The organism is Hoeflea sp. EC-HK425 (genome assembly GCF_902498795.1).
GTDB classification, from domain to species: Bacteria; Pseudomonadota; Alphaproteobacteria; order Rhizobiales; family Rhizobiaceae; genus Hoeflea; species Hoeflea alexandrii.
This window is the reverse complement of the sequence record NZ_LR701572.1, coordinates 2,361,139-2,378,230: the sequence shown is the minus strand read 5'-3', so window position 1 is coordinate 2,378,230 and position 17,092 is coordinate 2,361,139. Positions and strand designations below refer to the sequence as shown.

The following is a 17,092-nucleotide window of genomic DNA, read 5'->3' as shown; positions in this document are numbered from 1 at the left end:
ACACCGCCGTGAAACATTCTTCCGACATCCTGCTTACTGCGCTGGCCCCGGCGATCTGGGGCAGCACCTACCTGGTTACCACCCAGATGCTGCCCGCAGGCTACCCGGTGACGCTCGCCGTGCTCCGCGCCCTGCCGGCGGGACTGCTGCTGCTGGCGCTCACCCGTTGCCTGCCGCCGAGAGCCTGGCTTGGCCGCACCTTCCTGCTCGGCGCGCTGAATTTCGCCGTTTTCTGGTCGCTGCTCTTCGTCGCCGCCTACCGGCTGCCCGGCGGGGTTGCCGCCACGCTCGGTTCGCTGCAGGCGCTGATGGTCATCGTCATGGCCCGCGGCTGGCTCGGAACCCGGATCCGCGCCGGTGCAGTTGCCGCTGCGATCGCCGGCGTCTTCGGTGTGGCGATGCTGCTGCTTGGCCCGGAGGCGGGCCTTGATCCGGTCGGCATTGCCGCCGGTCTCGGCGGGGCTGCCTCGATGGCCGCCGGCACGGTCTTGAGCCGCAAGTGGCAGCCGCCGGTCTCCGCGCTCAGCTTCACCGCGTGGCAACTGACAGCGGGCGGCCTGTTGCTCGTGCCTGTGGCGCTGCTGTTCGAACCGGCGCTGCCTGAACTGACGCCGCTCAATTTTGCCGGTCTTGTCTGGCTCGGGCTGATCGGCGCGGGGCTCACTTACTGGCTCTGGTTCCGTGGCCTGTCGCGGCTCGAGCCGGGTGCTGCCTCGATGCTCGGGATGATGAGCCCGGTGACCGCCGTCGCTCTCGGCTGGCTCTGGCTCGGCCAGGCGCTGACGCCGCTGCAGATGGTTGGCGCGGTGATTGTCCTAGGCTCGGTCTGGATGGGCCAGGTCGCCAACCGTCCGTCCGCCGCTTTGCCCGGGCTGGATCTTGCGCCCGCAGTCAGCCGTCAGCGCTGACCATGCGTGCCGGTTCCGGTTCTGGCTGGCCCGCTACGCATTCGAGGATCAGCTTGCGCAACCAGTCATGCATGGCCGATTTGTGGGTGCGGGTGGTCCAGACGAGGTAAACCTCGAACGGTGCCGGGCAAGGGGACTGGACGATCCTCACCGCGTCGCTGTAGGTCTCGGCGACGCGGCCCGGCACGGTGGCGATCAGGTCGGTGCCGGCGATCACCTTCTCGAGCCCCGCCGGGCTCGGCACCTCGAGAACCGTGTTGAGTTTTTGTCCCAGAGTGTCGAGCTGCAGCAGGTAGCGCGAGCGCCAGGTGCCGCCATAGGTCACCGTCGCATGCGGGGCGGCAACATACTGCTCAAGCGCCAGAGGCTGCTCCGCCAGCGGGTTGTCCCGGTCCATGACGCAGACATAGCGTTCGCTCAGCATCGTGCGCGAATAGAATTCGTGCCCGTCCGCCTGCAGCGGCCCCATCAACAGGTCGGCATCCGACATCTTCAAGAGCTGGATGCCTTGCGTGGTCGAGTTCAGCGCGGTGATCCTGATCCCCGGCGCCCGCTCCCTGAGCGCCTTGACGACGCCGGGCAGGATGATCTGTCGCTCGTAATAGTTACAGGCAATTGTCACCGTCTGCTCCGCAGCGCCCGGGTCGAAGGACACCGGGGTCGCCAGCGTCTCGATCTCGTCAAGCATCCGCATCACGGAAGCGACGATGATGCCGCAGCGCTCGGTCGGCACCACCCGTCCGCCTTGCCGGAAGAACAGGGGATCGCTGAAGGCGCGGCGCAGCTTCTCGATCGTGTAGCTGACCGCCGACTGGTTGACCCCCAGCACCTCCGCCGTTTCCGTGAACGAGCGGTTTTCGTAAAGCAGCCGCAAGGTGCGCAGCGCCGCGAAATCCATTGCCAGCAGGGTCGGCTGTTTCATTGCGGAAATCCCCGGTCACAGAAGCAGGTTCGTCTACGATATCAGAAAATCTGATTTGCCAAATCAAATTCATCTAATTGTTAGATTGAGCGCCAGTCCCTAAGGTTCCGGCCTCGACACGGGAGATGGGCGGCACAGCTTGGGAGGGCTACGCGATAATGGCTTTTGCGCCGACGGATGAAACGATCACCATAGATCAGCTGACGCGCGATCCCTATGCGGTCTATCGCCGGCTGCGGGCGGAAACCCCGGTCGTCACCGTCAGGTCGATCGGCAGGACCCTGCTGACCAAGGCGTCCGACACCCGAGCGGTCAAGGACAATCCGGCTCTGTTCAGCTCCAATGATCCCAACACGCCGATGCAACGCGCGTTCCAGGCCCACACGCTGATGCGCAAGGACGGTGACGACCACATGCGCGAACGCATGGCGATGACCCCGACCTTCTCACCGGCCAATCTGAAGACCCTCTGGATCCCGGCTTACGAGAAGCTCGCCGGCGAATATCTCGACAGGCTGCCGCGAAACGAGACCGTCGATCTGTTCCCCGCGCTTGCCGGACCGCTGGCGGCGCGCATCCTCGCCATCATTCTCGGCATCCCCGACGCCACCGACGAGGAGATGCAGTACTGGAGCCAGGCGCTGATCGACGGTGCCGGCAATTTCGGCTACGCCGATGAACCCTTCGCCCGCGTCGACGCCTGCCACGCCGCCATGAACGCCATGGTGGAAGCCCGCGTCCCGCTGCTGAAAGCCGAGCCGGACCAGTCGGCGCTCTCGGTCATGATCAACGCCGCGGACCCGATCCCCTTCAGCCAGGTTCTCGCCAATCTGAAGATCGCCATCGGCGGAGGCATCAACGAGCCGCGCGATTCCCTGCTCACCGTGCTCTACGGGCTTTTGACCAATCCCGACCAATTGGACGAGATCAAGCGCACCGGCAACTGGAGCGGCGCCTTCGAGGAGGGCCTGCGCTGGGTCGCGCCGATCCAGGCCAGTTCGCGCTGTGCCAATGAGGATACTGAGATCCGCGGCGTCGATATCCGCAAGGGCGAGATCATCATGACCGTCCAGGCCTCCGCCAACCACGACGAGGAGCTGTTCGATGACGGCCACCTCTACAACGCGCTGCGTCCGAAGACTTCGCACCAGAGTTTCGGCAGCGGCCCGCATCATTGCATGGGCACGCATCTGGCGCGCGCCACCATCGGCAAGATCATATTGCCGATGATCTTCGAGCGCTTCCCCGACATGCAGCTGGTCGAGCCGGAGAAAGTGGTCTGGTGGGGCTTCGGCTTCCGCGGCCCTCTCAGCCTTCCGGTCAGGCTCAACTGACATGCGTGGCTCAAACGACCAGATCCGAGGAGACCGGTAATGCCGCAGATCACCTTCGTCTCCGCCGATGGCGACCGGACCACGGTCGAGGCCGGTGGCGGCGACAGTGTCATGCAAACAGCGCTCGCCAACGGTGTCGAGGGCATTGTCGCCGAATGCGGCGGCGCGATGATGTGCGCCACCTGCCATTGCTATGTCGACGAGGACTGGCTGTCGCGGACCGGCGCCGCCTCCGACGAGGAACGCGCGATGCTCGATTTCGCCGCCAGCGAGGTGAAGCCTGCGAGCCGCCTGTCCTGCCAGATCGCGATCACCGAGGAACTCGACGGCCTGACGGTCCATCTTCCGGAAGCCCAGATATGAGCTCGGAACGCGTCGTCATTGTCGGTGGCGGTCACGGCGGCTTTCAGATGGCCGCCAACCTGCGCAGCGAGGGATTTGCCGGCGCCATTACGCTCATCGGCGAGGAGCCGGGCCTGCCCTATCAGCGGCCGCCGCTGTCAAAGGCCTTTCTCAAGGATGGCGACGCCGCACGGCTGCATTTCCGGCCGCAGGCGTTCTTCGACACCAACAATATCGAGCTGATGCCCGGAACGCGGGTAAGCCGCATCAATCGGGAAGCCAGGCACGTCACCACCGCCACAGGCACCGAGATCGGCTATGATCACCTGGTGCTGGCGACCGGCAGCCGCAACGTCCGGCCGCCCGTGGCCAATCTTCATCTCGAAAATGTGCTCTCGCTGCGCAATCTCGCCGATGCGGCGGACCTGCGCGCCCGCCTGAGCGCCGCCCGCCATGTGCTGGTGATCGGCGGCGGCTTCATCGGCATGGAATTCGCCGCCGTTGCATCTGATTTCGGTGTCGAGGTTACCGTCATCGAGGGGGCGGACCGGCTGATGGCGCGCACCGTTTCGGGCGCGGTTTCAAAGCATTTCCTGGCACTCCACGAAGGCCGTGGCACCAGGGTCCGGCTCGGCCGCTTCGTCTCGGAACTCGTCGATGACGGCGCCGGCCGTGTCGCGGGCGTCCGGCTCTCAGACGGAACAGAGATCGCCGGCGACCTGGTGCTGATCGCAGCCGGCGTGGCGCCCAACAGCGAGCTTGCCGCCGAGGCCGGGCTTTCGGTCTCCAACGGTATCGATGTCGACACGCTTCTGCGCACCTCCGATCCCGATATCTCCGCGCTCGGTGACTGCTGCAATTTCCCCGACCCGGTCTCGGGCAGCCGGGTGCGGCTGGAATCGGTCCAGGCGGCCACCGACCACGCCCGCACCATCACCAAGAGGCTCACCGGAAAGCCCGCGCCCTACACCGCCGTTCCATGGTTCTGGAGCGACCAGAGCCATTTCAAGCTGCAGATCGCGGGCCTTGGCGCGGGCGCCGACGAGCAGGTCGCCCTCGAGCCGGAAGCCGGCGGGCTGGTAGTGATCAGTTTCGCCGCCGGCCGGCTCGTCAGCGTCGAGACCGTCAATTCGGCTGCGGCGCATATGAGCGCGCGCCGGCTTCTGGCTTCGGGACGACCCGTCGCGCAGGCCGAACTCGCAGCCCACAACTACAATCTGGTGGACTATGCGCGCGCGGTGTGAACCGGCACGGGGAGGGAGGCCCCGGAAAGAGAATACCAAAAGGGGAAATGCAATCGCCTGAACAGCACGGCTCAGGCGATTGACCGAATGCAGACAACGATCAAGGGAGGAAACCAAATGATCAGACGCAATTTCATCTACTCCGTGGTGGCCGGCGCGCTGGCGCTGACCGCACTGCCCGCAACAAGCTTCGCCCAGGAGGTCACGCTCAGGCTGCATCAGTTCCTGCCGCCGGTGGCCACCGTGCCGAAGCACATTCTCAAGCCCTGGGGCGACCGGCTGGCCGAACTCTCCGGCGGCCGCATCAAGATCGAGCATTTCGACGGCATGTCGCTGGGCGGTCGTCCGTCGGACCTGATGGACCAGGCCCGCGACGGCGTTGCCGACATGACCATGACCGTGGTCGGCTACACCCCCGGCCGCTTCCCGCGCACGGAAGTCTTCGAGCTGCCGTTCATGATGACCAACCCGATCGCCACCTCGCTCGCCTACTGGGAAATGGTCGACACCGATTTCCAGAACAATGAATACAAGGATCTCAAGGTGCTCGGCGCCTGGGTCCACGGCCCCGGCGTGATCCACACCAACGAACCGGTCAACAGCCTCGAGGACATGAAGGGCAAGACCATGCGCGGCCCGACCCGGGTGATCAACGGCATGCTCTCCGAACTCGGCGCCGAGCCGGTCGGAATGCCGCTGCCGGCCATTCCCGAAGCCCTGTCAAAGGGCGTCATCAACGGCACCGTCATCCCCTGGGAAGTCACGCCGTCGATCCGTCTCACGGAACTGGTCAAGAACCACACCGAGTTCGGCGGCCCCGAGGCGCTTTACACCGCCACCATCGTGCTGGTCATGAACAAGGCCAAGTATGACGCGCTGCCCGAGGACCTGCGCGCCATCCTCGACGCCGAGGCCGGCGCCAAGCTCTCGGCCTTCGCCGCCGAGGTGATGGAGGCCTACGACCAGCCCGGACGCGACATCGCCGTTGCCGCCGGCAACAACATCATCGAGCTCGACGAGACCGAAGTCGCCCGCTGGAAACAGGCCGCCCAGCCCGTCATCGACCGCTGGGTCGCCGAGATGGACGGCCAGGGCATCGACGGCCAGGCCCTGATCGAAAAGGCCAAGGCGCTGATCGCCGAAAAGTCGATGTAAGGCATGAAAAAGCCAGGGCTCGCCTCGGGGAGGGCGCGCCTTGGATGGCATAAGGGAGATGCGGCAACGAGCGGGCAGAAATGCCCGCTCGTTTTGTGTTTAAGGGGCAGGGTGGTCGGTCGGAATGGCTGCGGGAGGCCCTGAAAGCTGTCGTTGGTTTCCCGCTGATAAAGGTCCTCAACGGGCGGGGAGCGGACGTTCGATGAATCGTGCACAAATGGCAACCATGCGGACAAAGTGAGCTTTCGTTGCACTTGCGCCAATGACAGCTTTCGGATTTGCCATACGGTGGTTTTGGAGTTCCTGGCAACGTATGGGTTGTGGACTGAAACAATTCTGGGACCAGCAATTTTCGCAGCATTTTGTGAAGACTACTTTGCAGAACTCGGCCAGCTGTGCAAATCTTCGGGCAATAGAATTCGCAGGGGTGCGGAATGCCAATTGTTGAAGTCGTCGGTGGAGTTTTACAGGCAAGCCTTGCCCTTGTTGGACGGGATGCGTTTCTTACCGGTTGGTACGACCGCTGCAAGAAACGTATCGTCGATGAAAAGCGCATCCCTGGCAACCACGACATTGTCAAGGGCATTCGAACCGCACAACTGTGTGCGGTTCGGCATGTTGCTGAGCAGCATAAGAAGACGCTTAGCAAAACGCCTGCTCATGAAGTGGGTTCGGATGAGCACGCCTTTGCACAGTCGTTGGAAGGGTTCATCACGAAGCGCTTGAAAGCCTTCCGAGAGCATAAGCTCGACACGGATGTGCTAACGCTCGAAGACCTTGACCATGTGCTTGATGATATACTCAAGCCGTCTGTCCAGGAGGGCTTTGAGGCACCAAGAGCGGATACGCGCGCGCAGGCTATTGCCCGCGCGCTTGAGCAGATCGAGGCCGATGCCGGGCGCAGTGCACCGCCTCTCTTCAAGCAGGCATTTAATGGCGGGTTGGGAGCAGCGGGCTGGTATGACGCTTTCAGCCTCTACATCGCAGAAGAGCTGAAAACCAACGATCGGTTTCGCTCCATTTTCCAAGCTGGGCAGATTGTCGATCTGCGCGGTTCGGTCGACCAAATTATTGCCGAGCTTCATACCGCTCATGCCGATCTTGCAGGCTTTATTCACGATGTTCGAGGTCAGCTGGGGCGTATCGAAACCGATGTGAAAGCAATCCGATTTACGGTTGAGGAGATAAAGACGCACTATGCTCCGGAGCTGAAACAGGCGCAGAATTCACTACACGCGACTGAAGCCGAACTCACTTCCATACTAGCGCACATCCTCGAACGCAGGGTGAAACGGGAGGACATACCGAACGCGCTCGATCGGGCGTGGCAGCGGCTTAGTGAATTGCGTAAGGACATGCGTACCCTGTCATCCCTCGCTAATGAAAGTCCAGAGATCGCACCGCTCATTGAGCAGGCTGATAAAGCCTTGTCATCTGTCGCCGGTTTTTCGCTCGATGATGCCGCTGATGCCCTAGCCCAGGCCCGAAAGCGTTACTTGAAGATCGTCGATAATCGGGACGCGCAAAGGATAAGTGATAAGCAAGACATTGCCGAGATTTTAGGCAGGGAAGCGCAGATTGCGGCGGTGGGGTTTGACTACAGCTCAGCCGTCGATTTCTACAGGCAGCAGCTGTCATGCTTCGTTGAAGCTCATGGTGAGGAGCATCCCAATACGGCGACCAGCTATAACAGTATCGCCTTCTATCTGAACGCCCAGGGGCGGGCGGCGGAGGCCGAGCCGCTCTTCCGCAAAGCCCTGGAGATCAGGCAGCGGGTGCTGGGTGAGGAGCATCCCCATACGGCGACCAGCTTTAACAATGTCGCCTCCAATCAAGATGACCAGGGGTACGTAGCGGAGGCCGAACCGCTCTACCGCAAAGCCCTGGAGATCAGGCAGCGGGTGCTGGGTGAGGAGCATCCCCATACGGCGGACAGCTATAACAATGTCGCCTACAATCTATTTAACCAGGGGCGCGCGGTGGAGGCCGGGCCGCTCTTTCGCAAAGCCCTGGAGATCAGGCAGCGGGTGCTGGGTGAGGAGCATCCCGATACGGCGGACAGCTACAACAATGTCGCCTCCAATCTGAACGATGAGGGGCGCGCGGTGGAGGCCGAGCCGCTCTACCGCAAAGCCCTGGAGATCAGGCAGCGGGTGCTGGGTGAGGAGCATCCCGATACGGCGGGCAGCTATAACAATGTCGCCTACAATCTATATAGCCAGGGGCGCGCGGCGGAGGCCGAGCCGCTCTACCGCAAAGCCCTGGAGTTCAGGCAGCGGGTACTGGGTGAGGAGCATCCCAAAACGGCGGACATCTATAACAATGTCGCCTACAATCTATATAGCCAGGGGCGCGCGGCGGAGGCCGAGCCGCTCTACCGCAAAGCCCTGGAGATCAGGCAGCGGATGCTGGGTGAGGAGCATCCCAAGACGGCGTCCAGCTACAACAATCTCGCCGCCATTCTACATACCCAAGGGCGCGCAGCGGAGGCCGAACCGCTCTACCGCAAAGCCCTGGAGATCAGTCAGCGGGTTCGGGGTGAGGAGCATCCCGGCACGCAGAATATCGTGAACAATTTGGCGAAATGTAAGACATGAGTTGTTTCGGTATCTTCCGACCATAACAATATGCCTAGAGCAGTCGTTTTTATCAGATACTGTTTGCACGCGGAAATCACTGAATGTTCCGACGCCACAAACCTTGGCAATACCTGCGTTGATTTTGTCGCGTTTTTGGCCGCACCTTGAACAGCCGACATTCGTGCGCCGCGCAGCATCTGTCACATTGGGCTCCTGCTGCACTGGGATCGAAGGTCCGCAATGGGCCGAAAGCGACACCGAGCCTCTTTAGCCGAATGTCCGCTTCGCCGAGTTTATCTCCACAAGCCGCCTCCGGGCCATACCCGCCCATCCAGCCCCCCCACACCCCTCAAGCCACCACATTCCGCTCCAGCGTCAGGTGCCCATACCGCCCCGCGCCGGTCTTGGCCAGATCCTTGGTCACCACCTCGTTCCAGCGGCAGCCGATGATCGCGCCGCCCGGCGTCGTGTCAAACATGTTGCCGGAAATCAGCGCCGAACCGGCGCCCTCGACCACCGAGACGGCGACGCCTGCGCCTGAGGTGCGGATGGTGTTGCCGGTGAAATTGACCGAGCGCAGGAACGGGCCCCAGCCCATCAGCACGCCCCATTTCGGCGCGCCCTCGATGACGTTGCCGCTGACCGCCGCGTCCGCCTCGATGGCGATGCCGATGCCGAAGCCGGCATATTCGGCCGGGTAGGGGCCCTGGGTCGTGAGGTTGCGGATGATGTTGCCGGTGAGCGAGGCAAGCCGTCCGCCCTCGTTGAAATTGGCGACCGATATCCCCACCGTGCCGCCGTCGATCAGGTTCGAGGCGATCACTGCGCCCTCGAAGGAGAACTCGGCATAGATCGCGGTCTCGCCCGAGCGGATCGCCTGGTTGGAGGTGATCTGGATGTTGCTCGCCTGGTTGGCGCGGATCGCCGAGAACGCGCAATCGGAGACGTGGTTGTTGGTCACCATCACGTTGCCGGCGCGGAAGATGTTGATGCCGTTGCCGTTCTGCCCGGTGCCGCCGGCCCGCGCGGAAATCCGCATCACCCGGTTGCCGTCGATCAGTGTCGCGTCCTCGCCCACCGACCAGCGGTGCACCAGGATGCCGCCATTGGCGCAGTCGCGCACCAGATTGCGGGTGATCGACAGCCCACGGCTTTCGATGGCATAGATCCCGGCCAGCCGCGCGCCGAAGATTTCGCAGTGGTGGATGCGTCCGCCGCAGGCTTCCAGCGTCACCCCATGCCCGTCGGCGCCGGCGATCGCCATGTCCTCGAGAACCGCCTCGCTGATGCCGCGCAGGTGCAGGAGCCCCGAGACATGGCCGCCGAGCCGCTGGTTGGCGCCGTCGAGCGTCAGGCCCGTGAGTTCGATCCGCCGCGCGCCTTCGGCCAGCATGAAATGGCCGCGCCCGCCATAGATCAGACGCGTCGCACCCGGCACGCCGGTGATCCTTGCGCCGTCGGGCAGGTCGATGTTGGAAACGACGTAGGTGCCAGGCGGCAGCCGCAAAATCCGTCCGGCCGCAGCCGCATCATTGATGGCGCGCTGGAACAGCCGGCTCTGGTCGTCGGCCGCATCCGGCAGCAGCCCGGCAAGATCGGCGTCATGCCCGCCGCGCAGGTCGACCCGGCTGAACAGGTCGCCGGCCCTGGCTTCCGGCGACAGCAGCGGCATGGCAAGGCTCGCGGCGCTTGCGGCGGCAAGGCCGGAAAGAAGGGCGCGGCGGCTCAATATGTGACGGGTGTTGCTCATGCGGCTGATGGAGCAGGAACCGTGCCAGTTGCACCTGTGCCGGAATGGCACAGTCTTGCCGGCCAATCGCTGGCGGGAACACAACGGGATTGGCCAGGCTGCCCGAAAACGGCAATTTCGTTGAGCCAGATCAAAATGTCGCACCCGGCTCCGGTCTAGTCTGCAGTTCAGGGACGCCGGAAGCAGTGCGGCTCTCGGACCGAAAGACAGGAGACACTCATGCTCAAGCTTGCAGCAATGATCTATATCATCGTGGGAAGTATGCTGGCGGGCAGCTTCGTCGTCGCGGCACTGACGATGGGCCGCATGGACGCACTATCGATCTCGGTCGCGGCAGTTCTGGGTGCGGTGGCTGCTCTGCCGGTCGCCTGGATCGTCGCCGGCAGACTGAACAAGGCCATCCGTCCGGCCTGATGCGCCGCGTTTCCGGTTTCCGGATCCCGGGGGGGGACGTCCGGAAAACCGGCAAAGCGTGCGCACGGCCACGGACGGGAGGAGCGCGGGGCTGGCTCGGGAGTGGCCGCCCCGCTGCTTCATCCGGTGGCGTTTGCCAGCTTCAGCTATCGCAACCGCACCAGCGGAAAAATGGCATAGGCCAGTTGTGCGGCCAACCCGAGCAGCGCCGGTGCGGTTTGATAAAGCGCCAAGTGTTCGCCAGGACTGCGTCCGGCAAGCAGCACCGAAACAAACAGTTCCGCTCCCATGAGCAGCGCCAGCGCAACCACGCCCATGACAAGCCGCGGGCTGAACCGGCTCTCGACGTCGAAACGGCGCAGTGCCCAGCCGCAGGCCATCCAGGACACGGCCAGCATCAGCGGCAGTTCGAGTGCCACCGCGCCGAGCGCGCCGGTCGTGGGCTCCACCAGCAGGGTCCGGATTGTCCCGAGCACGAACCCCGCCGCAAAGGTGGCACAGAAATAGGCCGCAGCTGCGTTCAATGCTTTGACCATACTCCGGGTCATCCCTTTGCACCGTGTTGTCCCGTTGCGCCTTTTTATCCCGTTGCAATGACCTGCCGGTTTTTACGTTCTACCGGCCAGACGTCTTCCCGGCGTTGATATGCGTCAAGCATACAAGGCCACCGGAGGAACCAGCTGCACAGGTCACATAAGAAAACCCGGCGATTTTCACCGCCGGGTTTCCAAACATGTTCTCAACCGCTGTCGATGATCAGACGAACTGCGACAGGCCCGGGATCGAGGCGACGATCTCGTCGATGGAATCGCCGGCGCCGTTCTCGCGCGCATAGCCCATTGTTTCCTTTGCGACGCTGGAGATTTCCCCCATGCCCAGGCCCATGCCCATCAGCTTCTGGCCAAGCCCCATCACACCGCCCATCGACAGCATGCCGCCGCTCGGCGCCTGCGCGATCAGGTCTTCAGCGCCCGGCACCGAAGCCAGCATTTCCTTGACCTTGTCAGCCGGACCTTCCGACTTGAGGAATTCGAGAATGGCGCCGACCGCCTTGGCTGCGGTGTCGGGGTCGATGCCGACATTGGTGGCGATACGGGAAACGAGATCGTTCAAGGGGATATCCTCCGGCTGTATGACGTTAACGTAAGCGTAAACGCGAGATTTCGCCAATGCAAGCTGCCCCGGCGGATTTCAGCGCAAAACCAGGCCGAAATTTTGCCCAGGCCCGACCTGCGGCCGACCGGCAGCGCGTTGCTGATCAGAACATGGTGCCCTTGAGGAAGGCAAGCGTCCGTGTCCATGCCAGATCCGCCGCCTGCTTGTTGTAGCGCGCCGCCGAGGTGTCATTGTTGAAGGCGTGGTTCACCCGCGGGTAGACATGGATCGCAAACACCTTGTCGTTGCTCAGAAGCGCCGAGCGGTACTCCTGCAGTCCGGCATTGATTCGCTCGTCGAGACCGGCATAGTGCAACAGCATCGCGGCCTTGATCCTGGGGACATCGGCCGTGTCCGGCTGGCGTCCGTAATAGACAATGCCGGCGCGCAGTTCAGGATCTGCCACTGCCAGTTGATTGACCAGAGCGCCGCCCCAGCAGAACCCGATGGCGGCCACCCGTTCGGTGGTTCTGGGGTGACCCGAAAGCCAGCCACGCGCCGCCACCGCATTGGCGATGTTGTCCTCCGGCTTCAGCTCGCTGACCATCTCCCGCGCCGTGTCCTCGTCCTCGGGCGTGCCACCCAGCGGCGAAAGAAAGTCGACGGCAAGCGCGGCATAGCCCTCAAGTGCCAGCCGCCGGGCAATATCCCGGATATGGTCGTTGAGCCCCCGGTTCTCGTGAACGACGATGATGCCTGGAACCGCTTCCGTGGCGAAAGCGGGTATGGCCAGGTAGCCTGCCATAACCCCCGTAGCGCCTCTGAATCTGACTTCCGATGAGGCCACCCGGCGGTCGTCCGGCGCAATGATGGCAGCCTGCGCACTGTTGGCGGCCAGAAGCGGCGCAATCGCGGCCGCCGCGGTTCCGGAGCCGGCAAGCTTGGTCAGCTTTTCCATGAAGCCGCGCCGGTCCAGCGTCAGGTGGGTGTAGTCGTCATAAGCCTGGATCATGGCCTGAGTAACGGTTGGTTTGTCTGCCATGCTCGTTCTCCCGATTTCAATCCATACAGATACGCAGATTTATTAAATTAGTATCCGCGAAAGACAACGAAATGATGTTCTACCATAAAAATAGAGGGTTTTCCCCCGTTCCCCAGGACCGTGCTGTTAACAGCAAGGCCTGTCACATCCGACGCCGTGTGCCTGTCTTTCACAGTCTAAGGTCCGTGTGTGAATGATATGTTTAGCTCCGCCATTGCCTGCCCGTCAGCGCGGACTGCATCTGCAACACCCGGCGGTCGCTTCATGGTCATCCCATGCTTTTCGCTGCGGCCCATTTCGGCTATGGAAACTGGACGGATTTATGGCCAGGGAGAGGGTGCGATGGGGATGGCAAAACGGGTGTGGGCGGCGGGAGCTGCAAGACAGTGGGGCAGGGCGGGGCTTGTCCTGCTGGTGGCTGTGCTCCTCGCAGGCTGCGAGAGTGTACCGGTGGAGCAGGGGCCGACCCATCTCGACCAGTTCCAGATCACCCAGATCGATGTCGACTTCTCCCGCGCCGAGCGGCCGTTGCTGGTGGCTGAACTGGATGGCGAGATCAGTCAGTCGGTCTCCGGGTCCAATCTCGGAGCGATCGGAACCCGCCTCGGCGTGGTCAATCAGCGTGACAGGCAACTCGCACTCGAGCAGGCGATTTCCGAGAACGTCAAGGCGCATGTGCGCGATGCGTTCACGCCGCTGATGCGTGGCCAGCGTCCGGCGCGGGCCGTGGTGACGATTCGCTCGGTCTTCATCCGCAGCCGAGCCAGTCTTCAGCAGCTGACCGGCGCCAATGTCTTCATCAATGGTGAGAAGCGACCGGACAACGCCCAGTTCGTTGCAAGCATCGTGGTCTATGACATCGCCACCGGGATTCCCGTCGGCATGGCGGGGCCGATCACCCGCACCGATGACGGCGCGATCACCATCGCCGGAGGCGGGCCCAAGACACCGCCTTACAGCAGCGCGGCACGGCTCAACCAGCTTGCCTTCGAATTCGCGCAAGGGGCAGCAAATGTGATCCAGCGCGAAGCCGCAACCGGTGAATATGTCGACGGCGACCAGGGCGACACCCGGGTGCTCTGGGAACGCAGATACAAGCTCTAGCATCAACCGGCCCGCGGCCCGGTACGAAAGGAAGCCAAACGCCATGACAACCTACAGCCCCGCCGACAACCCCGAGGCCGATGCCCGCGTCAAGGCGGTGTTCGATGACATTCGCAAGACCCGCGGTACCGATTTCATCAACAACATGTGGCACTGGCTCGCGGTCGACCCGGCGTTGCTTGAAAGGACCTGGACCGAGGTCAAGGAGGTAGTCGGCAAGCCGTCCTCGATCGATCCGCTGACCAAGGAGATGATCTACATCGCCGTCTCTGTCGCCAACAACTGCAGCTATTGCATCCACTCCCACACGGCCGCGGCCCGCGCCAAGGGCATGACCGAGGAACAATATGGCGAACTGCTCGCCATCATCGGCCTGGCCGGCAAGACCAACCAGCTCGCCACCGCGCTACAGGTCCCGGTCGATGACGTGTTCGATGCCGGCAGGGCCGGATGATCCAGGGATGATAAGGCTTTACGATGGTCAGGGCATTTGCCTCGACACGCCCGACACGGATGATGCCGCGCTGCCCGAAACGGTATGCTGGATCGACATGCTGCACCCGGTGCCGAAGGAAGAGGCGCAGGTCGAGGCGCTGATCGGCGTGGAGGTGCCGAGCCGGGACGAACTGCGCGACATCGAGCCCTCAAGCCGGCTCTACATCGAGAACAGCGCGGTCTATCTCACCGCCAGCGTGGTCTGGAAGGCCGACACCGATTTCGCCGAGATCGCCGACATCGGCTTCGTGCTGTCCGGCGACCGGCTGGTCACCATCCGCTATGCGGAGCCCAAGGCCTTCACCATGTTTGCCGCCAGCGCCCACCGCGAACTCGCTCACCGCGAGATCGCCGGCGCCGGCGGTCATGATGTTATGACCCGTCTGCTTGAGGCGATGATCGACCGCAGCGCCGAAGTGCTCGAACACCGCTCGCGCCGCATCGACGCGCTTTCCACCGAGGTGTTCTCGCGCGGTGCGGCAAGCAATCCCGAAGCCGTCACCCGTGACCTTGAGGCCACGCTCGGAATCATCGCCGGCCATCAGCGCACCGTCGCCAAGGTGCGCGAAAGCCTGATGTCGCTCGCCCGGGTCACGAGCTTCCTGCAGACGCTGCCTCAGATCATGGGCGACAAGGTACTCAAGCAGCGCTGCCGTTCGATGGCGGTCGACGTCCAGTCGCTGTCCGAGCATGCCGATTTCATCTCCGAAAACATCATCTTCCTGCTCGATGCCTCGCTCGGCCTGATCTCTGTGCAGCAGAACCAGGTTATGAAGGTGCTTTCGGTGGCGGCGATGATCTTCCTGCCGCCGACCTTCATCGGCACGGTCTATGGCATGAACTTCCAGGACATGCCCGAACTGAGCCAGCCCTGGGCCTACCCGGTCGCACTGACGATGATGGCCGTCTCGGCGCTCGGCCCCTATCTCTGGTTCAAGCGCAAGGGCTGGTTTTGAGGGCGTAGCTGCAGGACGCTGCTCCCGTCTTTGCATTCCAGCCGCATGCCGAAACCCCTGCCGGACCGACGCCAAGGAAACCACCATGCCCTCATGCCCCTGCGGATCCATGCTCGACCTTTCCGCCTGCTGTGGTCGCTTTCACGCGGGCGAGCCCGCGCCGACGGCCGAGGCGCTGATGCGCTCGCGTTATGCCGCCTATGCCCTCGGGCGGCTCGATTACATCACGGCCACCTGTGCCGGCCCCGCCGCCGCCGGCTTCGATGTGAAGGAAGCGGAGCAGTCGCAACTGGGTACAAACTGGCTTGGGCTCGAGATCGTGCGGAGCCGCAAGGGCAGGGAAGCCGATGAAGACGGAACGGTCAGCTTCATCGCCCGCTACAGCCACAATGGCACTGCGGGCGCACTTGAGGAGACTTCGCAATTCCGCCGCATCGACGGCCGCTGGCTCTACTGGGACCGGCTCAACGAGGCCGCGGCCCCGCGCCAAGCCAACGTCGGCCGCAATGACCCGTGTCCCTGCGGATCGGGTAAAAAATACAAGAAGTGCTGTAGCTGAAACCGCAGGTTCCGGGCTCGGAAGCGGCCTGTGCCAATCTCGAATTTCACCGTACTTTCTCAGGATGTTGACGTCCGGCCTCGCTTCAAAGGTGCGGGTTGGGGCGTCATCAACGCTCGGTTAACCATAATCCGCGAAAATCTGGCATCGACACTTTTGTGAGTTCAGTGCCATGGTTTCGCGTCTTGCCCTTGTTTGCGTCCTGTCGAGCCTCGCCATGGCTGGCTGTGCCTCAAAACCTCCGTCCGGTTCCGACGCCGCCCGAACCGCCTATGTACCGGTTGCCGGACAGCAGTCGCTGCTCGGCCGCGACAAGGCCGGTAACCCCGATGGCAATCCGGCTTTTGCCGCCTTCCGCAATGCGCCGGGACGCAAGAGCTTCGGCTCGCTCGCCGGACGGACGCTGACGGTCTCCTCGATCTCCGAGATCCGGCTGGCCGACAAGGAAGTCATCCTGACCTTTGACGACGGTCCGATCCCCGGCAAGACCGACCAGGTGCTGGCAACGCTTAGGCAATACGGCGTCAAGGCAACGTTCCTGATGGTGGGCCAGATGGCGAGCAACTATCCGGCGATCGCCCGACGGGTTGTTGCCCAGGGCCATTCCATCGGCGGTCACACCTACAACCATGCCAACCTGGCGAATGCGGGCTATACGCGCGCGCTCACCGACATCGCCAACGGAAATGCCGCTGTCAGCAGGGTCACCGGCACCCCGGTCGGCTTTTTCCGCTTTCCCTATCTGGCCGATACCGGTGCATTGCGCCAGGCTGCCGCCGATCGCGGCCTGGTCATTCTGGATGTCGACATTGATTCCAAGGACTATTTCAAGCTGAGCCCGGAGACCCTTGCCGCAAACACCATGGCCCGGGTCCGCGCCAAGCGAAGGGGCATCATCCTGATGCACGACATTCATGGCCGCACCGCTGCGATGCTGCCCACGCTGCTGGCGCAGTTGAAGGCCGGCGGCTACAAGGTCGTGGCCCTGCAGTACCGCCGCTCGCGCATGCCGCAATTGCTGGTGTCGGCGAAGGGCGTGAGGCCTTGAATGCATGCGATCTGAAGTGGTGAAATTGGCAACACGCTCAGCACTTGCCGGTAATGAGCTCGCGGGATTCTACGTGGCTTGCAGGGTTATGGCGTTGCGATGAAACCGACTGGAATTCAATTTAGATGATAACGTCCGTTCCAAC

Annotated in this window: 17 protein-coding genes; 12 read left to right on the top strand and 5 right to left on the bottom strand. The window is 63.0% G+C overall.

Going from position 1 to position 17,092, the window contains the following annotated elements; translation table 11 throughout:
- Positions 1–8: 8 nt before the first annotated feature.
- Positions 9–908 carry an EamA family transporter gene (locus SPHINGO391_RS14310; protein WP_152009460.1) on the top strand — a complete coding sequence of 300 codons (900 nt, stop codon included), beginning with the start codon at positions 9–11 and terminating at the stop codon, positions 906–908.
- Here the strand turns inward: SPHINGO391_RS14310 and SPHINGO391_RS14305 are convergent.
- A complete protein-coding gene (locus SPHINGO391_RS14305; protein WP_152009459.1) occupies positions 892–1,830 on the bottom strand; it encodes a LysR family transcriptional regulator in 939 nt (312 codons plus the stop codon). The genes SPHINGO391_RS14310 and SPHINGO391_RS14305 overlap by 17 nt on opposite strands.
- 158 nt (positions 1,831–1,988) lie before the next feature.
- Here SPHINGO391_RS14305 and SPHINGO391_RS14300 point away from each other — a divergent pair, with 158 nt between their 5' ends.
- The 5 genes from SPHINGO391_RS14300 to SPHINGO391_RS14280 all read left to right on the top strand — a co-directional run bounded on the left by SPHINGO391_RS14300 (position 1,989) and on the right by SPHINGO391_RS14280 (position 8,502).
- Positions 1,989–3,164 (top strand): cytochrome P450, encoded by a 1,176-nt coding sequence (locus SPHINGO391_RS14300; protein ID WP_152009458.1) that lies wholly within the window; start codon positions 1,989–1,991, stop codon positions 3,162–3,164.
- Between the two features lie 39 nt (positions 3,165–3,203).
- Positions 3,204–3,527 carry a 2Fe-2S iron-sulfur cluster-binding protein gene (locus SPHINGO391_RS14295; RefSeq protein WP_152009457.1) on the top strand — a complete coding sequence of 108 codons (324 nt, stop codon included), beginning with the start codon at positions 3,204–3,206 and terminating at the stop codon, positions 3,525–3,527.
- Positions 3,524–4,750, top strand: coding sequence for an FAD-dependent oxidoreductase (locus SPHINGO391_RS14290; protein ID WP_152009456.1), 1,227 nt, complete (start codon positions 3,524–3,526; stop codon positions 4,748–4,750). Before SPHINGO391_RS14295 ends, SPHINGO391_RS14290 begins: the two co-directional genes overlap by 4 nt.
- A gap of 117 nt (positions 4,751–4,867) precedes the next feature.
- Complete coding sequence (locus SPHINGO391_RS14285) at positions 4,868–5,905, top strand: TRAP transporter substrate-binding protein (protein WP_152009455.1); 1,038 nt, start codon at positions 4,868–4,870, stop codon at positions 5,903–5,905.
- Between the two features lie 434 nt (positions 5,906–6,339).
- Positions 6,340–8,502 carry a tetratricopeptide repeat protein gene (locus tag SPHINGO391_RS14280; RefSeq protein ID WP_152009454.1) on the top strand — a complete coding sequence of 721 codons (2,163 nt, stop codon included), beginning with the start codon at positions 6,340–6,342 and terminating at the stop codon, positions 8,500–8,502.
- 331 nt (positions 8,503–8,833) lie between these two features.
- On the opposite strand, the gene SPHINGO391_RS14275 is transcribed toward SPHINGO391_RS14280, so the two are convergent.
- The gene (locus tag SPHINGO391_RS14275) at positions 8,834–10,234 is read right to left on the bottom strand and encodes a TIGR03808 family TAT-translocated repetitive protein (RefSeq protein ID WP_343200307.1); all 1,401 of its coding nucleotides are present in this window, start codon (positions 10,232–10,234) and stop codon (positions 8,834–8,836) included.
- A 219-nt stretch (positions 10,235–10,453) separates the two neighbouring features.
- Here SPHINGO391_RS14275 and SPHINGO391_RS14270 point away from each other — a divergent pair, with 219 nt between their 5' ends.
- Complete coding sequence (locus SPHINGO391_RS14270) at positions 10,454–10,648, top strand: CTP synthetase (RefSeq protein WP_152009453.1); 195 nt, start codon at positions 10,454–10,456, stop codon at positions 10,646–10,648.
- Between the two features lie 146 nt (positions 10,649–10,794).
- Here the strand turns inward: SPHINGO391_RS14270 and SPHINGO391_RS14265 are convergent, their stop codons facing one another.
- The 3 genes from SPHINGO391_RS14265 to SPHINGO391_RS14255 all read right to left on the bottom strand — a co-directional run bounded on the left by SPHINGO391_RS14265 (position 10,795) and on the right by SPHINGO391_RS14255 (position 12,785).
- Positions 10,795–11,184, bottom strand: a complete 390-nt coding sequence (locus tag SPHINGO391_RS14265; RefSeq protein WP_152009452.1) for a hypothetical protein — start codon at positions 11,182–11,184, stop codon at positions 10,795–10,797.
- Positions 11,185–11,404: 220 nt separating this feature from the next.
- Complete coding sequence (locus tag SPHINGO391_RS14260; RefSeq protein WP_152009451.1) at positions 11,405–11,761, bottom strand: DUF2780 domain-containing protein; 357 nt, start codon at positions 11,759–11,761, stop codon at positions 11,405–11,407.
- A gap of 145 nt (positions 11,762–11,906) precedes the next feature.
- The gene (locus SPHINGO391_RS14255; protein WP_152009450.1) at positions 11,907–12,785 is read right to left on the bottom strand and encodes a dienelactone hydrolase family protein; all 879 of its coding nucleotides are present in this window, start codon (positions 12,783–12,785) and stop codon (positions 11,907–11,909) included.
- A gap of 342 nt (positions 12,786–13,127) precedes the next feature.
- On the opposite strand from SPHINGO391_RS14255, the gene SPHINGO391_RS14250 reads away from it, so the two are divergent.
- From SPHINGO391_RS14250 to SPHINGO391_RS14230, 5 genes are all read left to right on the top strand, one after another.
- Entirely contained in the window at positions 13,128–13,889 is a 762-nt protein-coding gene (locus tag SPHINGO391_RS14250) for a hypothetical protein (RefSeq protein WP_152009449.1), read from the top strand.
- 43 nt (positions 13,890–13,932) lie between these two features.
- Positions 13,933–14,343: a carboxymuconolactone decarboxylase family protein gene (locus SPHINGO391_RS14245; protein WP_152009448.1), complete on the top strand. Its 411-nt coding sequence runs from the start codon at positions 13,933–13,935 to the stop codon at positions 14,341–14,343.
- A gap of 7 nt (positions 14,344–14,350) precedes the next feature.
- The gene (locus tag SPHINGO391_RS14240; RefSeq protein ID WP_152009447.1) at positions 14,351–15,340 is read left to right on the top strand and encodes a magnesium transporter CorA family protein; all 990 of its coding nucleotides are present in this window, start codon (positions 14,351–14,353) and stop codon (positions 15,338–15,340) included.
- Between the two features lie 85 nt (positions 15,341–15,425).
- The gene (locus tag SPHINGO391_RS14235; RefSeq protein WP_152009446.1) at positions 15,426–15,899 is read left to right on the top strand and encodes a YchJ family protein; all 474 of its coding nucleotides are present in this window, start codon (positions 15,426–15,428) and stop codon (positions 15,897–15,899) included.
- Between the two features lie 172 nt (positions 15,900–16,071).
- Entirely contained in the window at positions 16,072–16,947 is an 876-nt protein-coding gene (locus SPHINGO391_RS14230; RefSeq protein WP_152009445.1) for a polysaccharide deacetylase family protein, read from the top strand.
- The last annotated feature ends 145 nt before the right edge of the window (positions 16,948–17,092 follow it).